An 11,864-nucleotide genomic window follows, 5' to 3' on the forward strand; every position below is an offset into this window, starting at 1 on the left:
CTCAAAAATCGTGATTTCGTAGAAATCGATTTTGTCGAGTCACCCCCGAACAGTTTATTAGATATCTAAAAAGCTTTTTTAAAGCGCATTTAGATATCAATAAACCACTGCGTCTATGAGTTCTTATATGAACTTTGCCAAATTTTAGGACCTTTTTGTCAACCCCAGCTGATTTTCTAGGATTTAATTTGAAATTTAAAGCTATAGATTTATTAAAACCTACAGCTTTTTACAATATTAATTTTTACTTTCTAATTTTTCATTCATCTGACGACGAAGTTTAGAAAAATCTTCTTTGACTACTACAGTGTCAGCAATATAGTCATGAAGTCCTTTTTTCTTATTAGTAAAAGCAACAGCTAGATACGGGATATACACTAAAAATATCGTTAATAGTCTACCAACTAGTTCACGGTAAACTACATCTGCTAAACTTAACTTTTCCCCTTTATTAGTTTCTACTTTTATCTTCATAATCATCTTACCTAAAGTTTGAGAGAAGAAATAAGTCATAGCTATAAAGTAAGTAAACATGACGATAACATAACTCAGAGATTCTTCTCCTAAAATTGGAAAATCTAGTTGCTTATTCAAAAGCCCAAAACTAAAAGTATTCAATAAACTAGCTATTGCATAAATAACAATCATATCGATTAAATACGCAACAAATCTCGTCCAAAAGCCTGCATAGAAATTTTTTGAAAGAGTCATATAATCTTCTATTGTTGTTGGCAACGAAAGATCTTTTTCTTTTTTATCTACTCTTTCTTCTGTTTCTTTAGCATCTTCATGTTCTCTAGTAGATTCTTCATTTTGTATCGTATCATTTTCTAGTTCTACAGAAGTTTCATTTAAATTAGGATCATATGAAGGTCTATTATTATTTAATTCATTATTCATATAAAAAACCTCCTTATCCTAAGTAACTACGTTCAACTTTATTTGAATTCACTTCACTATTTAATTCAGAGATAAAACTTTTTGTTGTAACTTTAACAAATCTAGAAATTAAACTTTCTGTAGTTTTATCAGCTCTTAATTCAATTACAGTTGGATTAGATAATCCTTTTTCTTCTTTTATTAAATCAATAAGCTCATCTTCAGTACCAATTTTATCAGCTAGTTTATTTGCTACTGCTTGTGTACCTGTATAAGTTCTTCCATCAGCAAGTTTCTTAACTTCATCTTCACTTAAGTGTCTACCTTCAGCTATAGCTTTTACAAATCTCTCATATGCTTCTTTATTTTGTTCTTGTAAGATTTTTCTAGTTGATTCTGGTAAATCTTCAGTTAAACCACCTACTGCTTTTTGATCTCCTGAACGAACAGTTTCTTGTTTAATTCCATGATCATTTAAGAATTTTTGAGCAGATACATAACTCATGATTACCCCTAAAGAACCAGTGGTTGTTTCAGTATTCACAAAGATTTTTTTAGCTGGTGTAGATACATAATATCCACCCGAAGCAGCTGTTTTCTTCATTGAAACATAAACATCTTTACCACTATTTTTTAAAGCATTATATAATTCAGCAGTTTCATAAACTCCACCACCAGGTGAGTTTACCGATAATAGTATAGCTTTAACATTAGGATTATTTTTAGCTTCTTTGATTTGATTTAACACAGATCCTCGTGAATATGTATTCGTCATTTCAGAATTAATTTCACCTTCAATAGAAATCTTTTGAATTACTTGGCTACTATCTCCTTTTTTAAGAGTTAATTTCGTAATACTTTGCTCTTGTAAAAACTCTGTTAAATAACCATTTAACTCTGACTCATCTTTTTTATTACTGTTACTTGATGTTATAGTACCTTTAATTAGCGAAAACACTACTAAGACAACAACAATTACTGTTGATATCAACCTTTTATTTTTAAAATTCATATTTTTTCCTCCAAAACTTTATTATAATATTTTTGTAAAAAGCCAGAGACAAATACCACTTTCGCTATCTGTCCCTAGCCTATTATTATGAACTCTTAACTATATTTTCAAAACCTTTTTGCAAGTCTACATTAGCAGTTTTTCTAAAGTAAACATACTTCTTAGAATTCCCTTGATTTTGTTCAGTTATTAACACGATAGGTTCACCATTTAAAATAGTGAAATAATATAAGTGAGCAACTGAATTCACTGGTTTATCAATATCTGAAAATACAGCAACTATATTATAAACGTCTTTATAATTTCCTTCAGGTGACCATTTCATACTAATCAGTTTATCACCTTCTAGAACTAAACGTGCATCCCCTGCCATTTCTGTCTCAGTAGGAAGTTTTAATCCATGGAAATTCACTTGGTTACTCGGTGTATACTCTTTATAACTTTGGTTTAAAGATTTTTCCCAACTTTTCACAAATTGATAAAGTTTGTCACCTTTGTTTTTATTCCAATAAGCTGTACTTGTAGTTTTAGCTTCTTCTTTTTTCTCAGTTTTTTCTTCAGATAATCCTGTAACAGTTAGAGTACGTTTAAACGTGCCGCTGACTTTCAATCCTTTTTTCTGGGCTTCATCTTTATTAAGCGTTATCTCTACATCTACTTTACTTCCGTTCTCTAAGTTTTCTGTAGGAGTATATTTAATCTCAGGTTTTTTCAAGAATTTCTTGATGTTATCATCTGCATCTTTCACTTCTGGGATTTCTACTATATCAACATTTACCTTACCTTGTCTGTTAGTACCATATGCTGCTAATTCAACCTTATATTGATCCAGATGAACTACCTTATCATCTTTCTTGTAGAATTTAAAATAATAAACTCCCGCAGCAATAACACATACTAAAAGAAACGCAACTATAAATCCAAGTTTTGATGATTTTTTCTTAGATTTATCTTTTTTAGTTTCCTTATTTTGTTCCTCAGTATTTTCTTGATTTACATTAGAATAATTATCATTTCCTTGGAAATTATTATTCTGATTATCATTAGTAAATTGATTATATTGACCATTTACATCTTGATTAAAGTTAGATTGATTATTCTCTACATAATTACCGTCTTGATCATAATAGCCATTTGCTATAAAAAATCCATTTTGATCATAGTAACCCGCAGGCGCAAATTCATTATTATTTTGATTATTTCCATCATTTTGAATAAAATTGCCATTTGGGTCGTAATAACCATTTGAAATGTAGTTTCCATTTGGGTCATAGTAGCCATTCGGAATAAAGTTTCCATCTTGATCATAATACCCGTTTGATATATAGTTCCCATTCTCGTCATAATAACCATAAGGAATATAATTTCCATTTTGATCATAATAACCATTTAAATCATTATTTAATTCATTGTTCTGAGAATTAGTATCTCTATTCGTCATCACTTTCCCTCCTATTCGGCATAAGTTTTCGATACGAATTTATTATATCGTTTCATAAATGCAAGTTCTGCAGTCCCTGTTTGTCCATGCCTATTTTTAGCAATAATTACTTCAATAGTTGAAACATCACTTGTTTCTTGAACTTCATTCTCATCGGCATCTTCACTTCTATAATAGTCTCCACGGTATAAGAATGAAACTATATCAGCATCTTGCTCAATACTTCCAGATTCCCTAAGGTCACTCATCATAGGTCGTTTATCTTGTCTAGATTCAACACTACGAGATAGCTGAGATAATGCGATAACAGGACATTCTAGTTCCCTAGCCATTTGTTTTAAGCTACGAGAAATCTCAGATACCTCTTGTTGCCTATTATCAGTTCTCTTACTTCCTTGAAGAAGTTGAAGATAATCGATAACAACAAGATCTAGACCATGTTCTGCTTTTAATAACTTACATTTTGCTTTTACTTCATTTACTTTGATAAAAGCACTATCTTCAATAAAGACATTTTTTTGATTTAAGAAATGAACAGCTGTTTCAAGTTTCATTAGATCATCATTATCTAAATCACCTCTTTTAATTTTTTCAGAATCTATCATTCCTTCACTACAAATCATCCTAGAGACAAGTTGGTCTGCACCCATCTCTAATGAGAATAGTGCAACTGTTCTCTTCTCTTCTTCTGAACGAGGATTTTTCCCAGCGATATTAAGGGCAATATTAAGGGCAAATGCTGTTTTCCCCATCGCAGGACGTGCTGCAAGGATAATTAAATCTCCTTTACCAAAACCTACAAGTTTATCTAATGCACCATATCCTGTAGGTACAGCTACATTCTGACCCTCTCCAGCCATACGAGCTAAGATTTCTTTAAAAACTTCATCTGTAACATCTTTCATATTTTTAAACTGAGATGTTTTCGCTCGTTCCATTGCTCGTTCAACTTGATCAAATAATGTAGCAGTTAAAGAGTCTATGTCAGCATTACCTTGATTCATTTCCTCAGTACTACTTAAAAGTGCTGCTCGGATTTCTCTATATATCGAGTATCTTTTTACTAAATTCGCATAGTGCATAATATTACGAGAACTTGGAGTAATATCATACAAGTCCACTATATATAATGAGGCATCCACTGTTCTGAATGCCCCACTATTATTTATTTCTTCAAAAATCGTAGTGGTGTCAGGTATTATTCCCATTTCATCTAAACGTAAAATAGCACTATAAATATCTTTATTTCGTTCATCATAAAAGTCTTCCGGATCAACCGTTGCTTTGACTTCTATTAATTTCTCTGGCTCTTGCATCAGAGCCCCTAATAACGATTGTTCTGCCATTACAACAGAATCTATATGATATTTCATATTGTCACCTTCAAATTATTTACTATTGCTCCACCACATGAACTTTAATAGTTCCTTCTACTTGGTTGTGTAGTTTAATTTTAACATTTGTATATCCTAAAGATTGGATACCGTGTGGTAAGTCGATTTTTTTCTTATCAACTTTAAGGTCATGTTGTTTCTTAAGTTCTTCAACAATTTGTTTAGAAGATACTGATCCAAATAATCTTCCACCCTCTCCAGATTTAACTTTAATTATCACTTCAAGACCTTCTAATTGTTTAGCAAGTAAGTTAGCTTGAACTAATTCTTCTTGTTTATCTTTTTCAACACGTTTTTGTTGACCTTTAAGTGTTGCCATATTAGCATTTGTTGCTGCTACAGCTTTTTTATTTGTTATTAAGAATTTTGCATATCCATCAGCAATTTCCTTAACATCTCCTTTTTTACCTTTTCCTTTAACGTCTTCTAAAAATATAACTTTCATTACAATTTCTCCTTTTATCTATGTTTTTATTTTATGATAATATTTTATCGATGGCATCATTTAGTCGGTCTAAAGCTTCATCTAAATTAATTCCCTCTATTTGAGTTGCTGCGTTGGCAAGATGACCTCCACCACCAAGCTCCTCCATAATTAATTGAACATTTATATTACCTAGTGATCTTGCTGAAATTCCAACTTTACCTTCTTCTAAATATCCTATAGCAAAACTACATTCAATTCCTTTAAGAGTTAGAAGTAAGTCTGCACTTTGAGCAAGCATTACATTAGTATAATATTTATCTTCAGGGGCTTTTGCCATGATAATTTCTGGTGTTTTTTGGATAGAGTTATTAATAATTTCTACCCTATTCATAAAGTTCTCAAAAGGTTCTTTTAGAATTGTTTTTACTCTCGTTGGATCAGCTCCATTACTTCGTAAATAAGCAGCTGCATCAAACGTTCTAGAACCAGTTCTAATTGAGAAGTTTTGAGTATCTACCACTATTCCACCAAGCATAATCGTCGCTGCAATAGGAGTGATTTTTTCTATCTTAGTTTGATACTCTATTAATTCTGCAATCAACTCTGATGATGATGATGCATAAGGTTCAATGTAAGTTAACAGCGGATTAGTAATTATATCCTCACCACGTCTATGATGGTCAATAATAACTTTTCTATTAGCCTTAGATAGTATCGCAGCATCAATAACACGTGATGCATCAGAAGTATCCACAACGATTAATGTTGTTTGAGGAGTCATAAGTTCCCAAGCTTCATCACTATCGACAAACACTTTTGACAATTGTTCATCCGAATTATCAATTTCAAACATTACTTTTTGAATCGTTTCATCTCTGTCACTATCATTTAAAATAATGTAACATTCTTTACCTACTATTTTAGAAAATGTATAAATACCTACACAAGCTCCAACAGCATCGAAGTCAGGACGTTTATGCCCCATTACGATTATTTTATCACTATCACTTACAATATCAGCTAACGCATTAGACACAACACGCGCCTTAATTCTAGTACGTTTTTCTTGTGGGTTTGTTTTACCACCGTAAAATCTAATCGTACCATCAACATCTTTCATAGCAACCTGATCTCCACCACGCCCTAAAGCTAAATCAAGTGAACTCTTCGCAAGTTCTCCTAATTCTGGTAAGAAGTCAGTTCCCATACCTACACCTATACTCAAAGTAATTGGTGCATCAAATTCTTCTTTTAGATTCCTAATAGTATCTAAAATCTGGAATTTTTCTTTTTCTATTTTCTTTAAATCTTTGACATTTAAAAGTCCGATAAATCTATCGTCATCGATTCTTTTTAGATAAATACTATTCTTCTTAGCCCAATCTGTCAAAGTAATAACTACAGTAGCATCTAATCTACTCGCTACTTCATCTTCTAATGAATCATAAACATCTTCATAATTATCAAGACTTAAATTAAGAATAATAGGCCTTGTATCTCTAAATCTTTGCATTACAACTTTACTTTCTGTAATATCAAAGAAGTAAATATAACCACTATCTTTTTGATAATTTACTTTATAAAATTTACCAAAGATTTCAAACTGATTGTCTACCGGAGTTTCTAGATCAAATAACTCTGAAATTTCCGGCATAAGTTCTAAGATATTTAGACCTTTTATCTCTTCAACTTTAATATTTTTATAGATAAAGTTATTAGCCCATTCAATATTCTTATTTTCATCTATTACGATTATACCGATAGGAAACTTATTAATTCCTTTTTCTGATGAATCTTTTATTCTATTAGTTAATTTACTAATATACCTTTCCATCTGTTCTAAAGATTTTTTCTTCTGAAGAATATAGAATACGAAGATTAAAAGACCTATTAATAAATAAATAACTAAACTAAAAATATCAAATATTCCGCAAAGTATTGCTCCTATTAGAAAAATAGTTGAAATTATCAATTCATATTTTCTTTTTCCATTCATATCTATTCCCCCTTCTTCATAATAATATAACCTTCTCTTAATTTGAATATACTATCTATAAAACCAAGTAATTCAAAGATCGGACTAAAGATTAACATTAAAACAAATGTAATTGGTTTTGCTATAGTAGCCTTATTCTTAGTTTTTTGTTCGATAAAGAAATATGCTGTAAATAAACCATTTAGAATAAATGCTAATGCTAGTACACCTGATATATTTTGAAATAATATATTCCAAAAACTATATTTATTTTCATCTAATCCCATCTCAAATAATAATGTGATTAAAGAAACTCCAATGTATATATATCCACTTTTTGGACTTAATGATATACGACTAAATTTTGGAAAAGCTGGAATAATCACATATTCTCTAGCTAATAAAGAAAGTGTATATTTTACTATTATTAAACTATATACAAATAATATTATATATAAAGTTACTGGAAATGTTCTCTGTATACTTGAGAAACTTTCTAAAACTAAATTTTTATCCACATTTTGATTCATCTCTACCATTGAATTTACATAGTTATTAATAAACTCCAAAATCTGTTTACTATCTATAGTTATATTACCTAATCTTATAGATAAAAATACATATATAGCTATTCCTAAAAATAATACTGTCGCTATTGCTACCACTAAAAATAGCTTTGATAAACGTAAATCTATAGTTTTATATATTATATATGCAGCAACCATGTGAATCCCAAACCAAAACATCATAACTGGGGATCCCAACAATGCTAATATTATCCCCCCTGAAGCAATCAACGGAAGATACAATTTCAATCCTTTAGCTCCAAGTACGTATGTAAGAGGAAACACAGAAAGAAATGCTGCAACAATTTCAATATTTAGTAGTGTTCCTAATAATATTAATAATATATACCCTACAGAATATGCAAATATTTTTAAATTACTAGGTTCTTTAAAGAAAAATCTATTTAACATTGCTTTTGCAATTTCTTTTGTCAATAAATCTGAAATGTTATTATCCAAATTAACACTCCTTTTTCGTTTTTATAATACCCTTAAAAGCAACTCTAACTATATAGGTATCTTTATTATTATATCAAATTTCTTAGTTTTTTTAAAGGAAAATAAAAACATTAACATACTATTATTCAAGAATAGATTTATCATACTATAAGACCTGAAGTTCTAATTTTATACTACTGATATTATTAGAAAAGAACTCAAACGAAATTATCGCTTGAGTTCTAATTTATATATTTTAAAATCTATTTTAGAAATATCCTTTAAAAAATTCTAGTCTTCTTTTCTTCTTGTTGCTAAGAACAGTGTGAATAATAGAGTTCCACCTAGATAAATAGATGCATTATAACCTTGTTCACCTGTTTCAGCTAATCTTTCAACACGAGCGTTAGCTTGTGGTTGATTTACATTAACTGCTGATACCATTTCTGTTACTGGAGGTACAGTTCCATTTTCTGGAGTTACTGGTTTTTCCGGTACTGGTTGACCTGGTACTTCAGGAGTTGGTTGAGTTGGAACTTGTGGTGTTGGTTGAGTTGGAACTTCAGGAGTTGGTCGCACTGGTACTTCTGGTACTTTTAATTCTGGTACTTCAGTAACCTCAGGCATTCCTGGTACTCCACCATTAAATTCTGGTTTTTCGTGTACTTCTGGCATCCCTGGCACTCCACCTTTGAATTCTGGTAATTCATGAACTGGTGGTTCTGGCATTGCAAATGTTGGTCCAGCTGGATTATTATTTACTGGAGGAACTGGTTTGTCATTACATCCACAGTTTCCGTCTTTACCATCTTTACCATCTTTTCCGTCACGTCCATCTTTTCCGTCTTTAACAACTGTTTTCGTAACAGAACCGTCAGAATTGATGATTGTTATTGTGTGACTTCCATCTCCGTTATCTTCAACAGAAACTTTTGGTGATTTACCATCTTTTCCGTCTTTGATAACCATATCAGTTTTACTTCCGTCTGGGTTAGTAATTGTAACTGTGTGAGTTCCATCATTATTATTTTTAACTGTTACAGTTGGTGATACTCCATCTTTTCCGTCTTTTCCATCTTTAATAACAGATTTATATTCACGTCCATCAGAATCTACGATTGTTAATGTGTGTGTACCATCTCCGTTATCAACGATATTAGCTTTTGGTGATTTACCGTCAAAGATTGTAGTATTAGTTTCTTTGCCGTCTGCTCCTGTAACTTTAATAGTATGTGAACCATTGTTGTTATCGATCACTTCAAGTTTTGGTGATTTTCCATCACGTACTGTTGTAGTTGTAGTAGTTCCATCAGAGTTAACGATTGTAACTGTGTGAGTTCCATCTCCATTGTCTACTACTTTAGCTGTTGGTGATTTACCATCGCGTACTGTTGTTTCAGAAACTGTTCCATTTCCATTTTCTACACGGATAGTGTATGTACCATCTTGGTTATCTCTTACTGTTGCTACTGGTGATTTTCCATCTTTAATGATTGTTTCAGTAGTTGTTCCATCACCATTTAGAACTGTAATTTTGTGAGTTCCATTTTGTTCGTCAGTTATTGTTACTTTTGGTGATTTTCCATCACGTACTGTTGTTTCAGTTGTAACACCTTCTGGGTTTGTAATAACGATAGTGTGACTTCCATCTCCATTATCACGAACAGATGCTGTTGGAGTACGTCCATCTACTCCGTCACGACCATTTTTAACAACAAATTCATTCTTAGTTCCATCTGGGTTTGTGATTGTTACTGTGTGGCTTCCATCTGGATTTTTAGTAGTTGTTGCTGTAGCAGCTTTACCGTCTTTACCATCTTTGATGATAGCATTAGTAACATTACCATCTCCATCTGTAACTTTAACTGTGTGAGTCCCATCATTGTTATCAGTTACTTCAACTTTTGGAGTCTTACCATCTTTACCGTTTTTAACAACGATATCTTTAGGTTGTCCACCTGGATTTGTTACTGTAATTGTATGGCTACCGTCTGGATTTTCTGTAGTTGTAATAGTAGCATTTTCTCCATTTTTACCATCTTTTACAACTGTAGTTGATTCAGAACCATCAGGATTTCGAACTGTGATAGTGTGTGTGCCATCTCCATTATCTTTTGTATTAATAGTTGGAGCTGAGCCATCACGTCCATCGATACCATTATAAATATCTTTACTACTTAATACTTTATCGATACCTTCATCGTATACTCCGTTGTCATTAACATCGTCATAAACTGTAACTCGGATACCATTACGAGTTGGAGTTGAAGTTGCATCTGTAGCTCTTCTAGATCTTGAAGGTGAAGTAATATCTTCTACTTTAATTTTTGGTGCACGTCCGTCTTTACCGTTGTCACCTTTTTCACCTTTTTCACCAGTAGTTCCTTGAGGTCCACGGATGTTACCGATCTTATCCCAAGTTCCGTTATTTTTCTTATAAACGTCTCCTGTATTAGCATCGATAAATGTATCTCCATCTTTACCATCTTTAGCAGTTGGCGCAGTAACTCCACTTAGTAATTCAGCACCATTACGTCCGTCATGACCATCATGACCTGCCGCACCGTTTGCACCATCTGTACCATTACGTCCATTTGTACCATTCAAGATATCACTTGTACCAATTAATTCATCCACACCTGGATCGTATTTACCGTTACCATTATTATCATAGTATGCTGTAATACGAGTACCCTCTACTGGTTGTGAATCTGTAGTTTCTGGTTGTGTAGCTGTTGAATCTGTAGTAGTTGGTTGCGAACCTGCTGTGTCTGTAGCTACTGGTTGAGCTGATGGAGTTCCCTCATCTGGGTTATCCCCTACACTTCTCGCTCTTCTTGCACTTCTTGGTGCTGGAGAAGAAACCAATGTAGTTGCAGTTACTTCATCTGGGTTTTCTCCTACACTTCTTGCTCTTCTTGCACTTCTTGATGTTCCAGAAGGTTGTGGATTAACAGCTAATCCTGCACCTCTTCTCACTGCATCCACTAATGCATTTAAGTCAATATGTGGTGTACGTCCATCTTTACCATCTTTAACAACGAATGATACTGGATCTTTACCTGGTGTAGTAAACGTAACAATCGTGCTACGTCCATCTGCTCCACGTTGAGTTGTAACAGTAGGTGTGTTTCCATCTTGTCCTGCTTCACCTTTAGCTCCATCATTGATAAGAACTTTAGTTGGTTGTGAACCGTCATGATTATCTATTGTGATTTCTACACCTTTATTTCCATCTTCTTTACGAACAGCTGTTACTGTTGGTGATACTCCATTTAGACCATCTTTTATAACTGCTAATGGTTTTTCAGGGTTTAATGGTTGTCCTGGGTTAGCTGGGTCTTCTTGATAAACTTTTGTTTCAGTTCCAGTCTTAACAGCTACTAGTGATTTACCATCACGTCCATCTGCTCCTTTTGCCCCATCTTTAATCATTTCTGATCCTAGAAGTTCATCAGTTCCTGGAGTATATCTTCCATCACCATTCTCATCAGTATAGAATGTAACGATTGTATGTGATGGATTACCATTTTGTCCTTCAACACGTAATAACTCAACTTTTGGAGTTTTTCCGTTTAAACCATTTTCTCCATTTTTCACATTTACTGTTACAGAATCTTTTCCTGGTACAGTGAATGTGATATCAGAGCTGTTACCATCTTTACCTGGTTTTACAGTTACTTCTGGAGTTTTTCCGTCTTCTCCTTTTGGTCCACGTGGTCCTTGCACTCC

General features: G+C 32.7%; 8 protein-coding genes. All 8 read right to left on the bottom strand.

Annotated features, from left to right (window positions below; all coding sequences use genetic code 11):
* Positions 1 to 237: 237 nt before the first annotated feature.
* Positions 238 to 900: an RDD family protein gene (locus tag O5Y44_RS07480; protein WP_371465864.1), complete on the bottom strand. Its 663-nt coding sequence runs from the start codon at positions 898 to 900 to the stop codon at positions 238 to 240.
* A 13-nt stretch (positions 901 to 913) separates the two neighbouring features.
* The gene (sppA, locus tag O5Y44_RS07485; RefSeq protein WP_371465865.1) at positions 914 to 1,891 is read right to left on the bottom strand and encodes a signal peptide peptidase SppA; all 978 of its coding nucleotides are present in this window, start codon (positions 1,889 to 1,891) and stop codon (positions 914 to 916) included.
* A gap of 85 nt (positions 1,892 to 1,976) precedes the next feature.
* The gene (locus O5Y44_RS07490) at positions 1,977 to 3,332 is read right to left on the bottom strand and encodes a DUF4767 domain-containing protein (RefSeq protein WP_371465866.1); all 1,356 of its coding nucleotides are present in this window, start codon (positions 3,330 to 3,332) and stop codon (positions 1,977 to 1,979) included.
* An 11-nt stretch (positions 3,333 to 3,343) separates the two neighbouring features.
* Positions 3,344 to 4,705 (bottom strand): replicative DNA helicase, encoded by a 1,362-nt coding sequence (gene dnaB, locus O5Y44_RS07495; protein ID WP_271966065.1) that lies wholly within the window; start codon positions 4,703 to 4,705, stop codon positions 3,344 to 3,346.
* A gap of 22 nt (positions 4,706 to 4,727) precedes the next feature.
* Complete coding sequence (gene rplI, locus O5Y44_RS07500; protein WP_371465867.1) at positions 4,728 to 5,171, bottom strand: 50S ribosomal protein L9; 444 nt, start codon at positions 5,169 to 5,171, stop codon at positions 4,728 to 4,730.
* A 31-nt stretch (positions 5,172 to 5,202) separates the two neighbouring features.
* A complete protein-coding gene (locus O5Y44_RS07505; protein ID WP_316447461.1) occupies positions 5,203 to 7,149 on the bottom strand; it encodes a DHH family phosphoesterase in 1,947 nt (648 codons plus the stop codon).
* Positions 7,150 to 7,151: 2 nt separating this feature from the next.
* The gene (locus O5Y44_RS07510) at positions 7,152 to 8,153 is read right to left on the bottom strand and encodes a DUF2232 domain-containing protein (protein WP_371465868.1); all 1,002 of its coding nucleotides are present in this window, start codon (positions 8,151 to 8,153) and stop codon (positions 7,152 to 7,154) included.
* A gap of 270 nt (positions 8,154 to 8,423) precedes the next feature.
* A partial coding sequence (locus O5Y44_RS07515; protein ID WP_483299445.1) for a collagen-flanked surface repeat-containing protein occupies positions 8,424 to 11,864 on the bottom strand: 3,441 nt, incomplete at its 5' end.

The organism is Gemella sp. 27098_8_155 (genome assembly GCF_041433725.1).
GTDB lineage: Bacteria > Bacillota > Bacilli > Staphylococcales > Gemellaceae > Gemella > Gemella haemolysans_D.

What these genes read in the sequence shown, in the direction of transcription:
- rplI (WP_371465867.1), bottom strand. Translation starts at nt 5,171, where the DNA reads ATGAAAGTTATATTTTTAGAAGACGTTAAAGGAAAAGGTAAAAAAGGA.
- O5Y44_RS07505 (WP_316447461.1), bottom strand. Translation starts at nt 7,149, where the DNA reads ATGAATGGAAAAAGAAAATATGAATTGATAATTTCAACTATTTTTCTA.
- O5Y44_RS07480 (WP_371465864.1), bottom strand. Translation starts at nt 900, where the DNA reads ATGAATAATGAATTAAATAATAATAGACCTTCATATGATCCTAATTTA.
- dnaB (WP_271966065.1), bottom strand. Translation starts at nt 4,705, where the DNA reads ATGAAATATCATATAGATTCTGTTGTAATGGCAGAACAATCGTTATTA.
- O5Y44_RS07490 (WP_371465866.1), bottom strand. Translation starts at nt 3,332, where the DNA reads ATGACGAATAGAGATACTAATTCTCAGAACAATGAATTAAATAATGAT.
- sppA (WP_371465865.1), bottom strand. Translation starts at nt 1,891, where the DNA reads ATGAATTTTAAAAATAAAAGGTTGATATCAACAGTAATTGTTGTTGTC.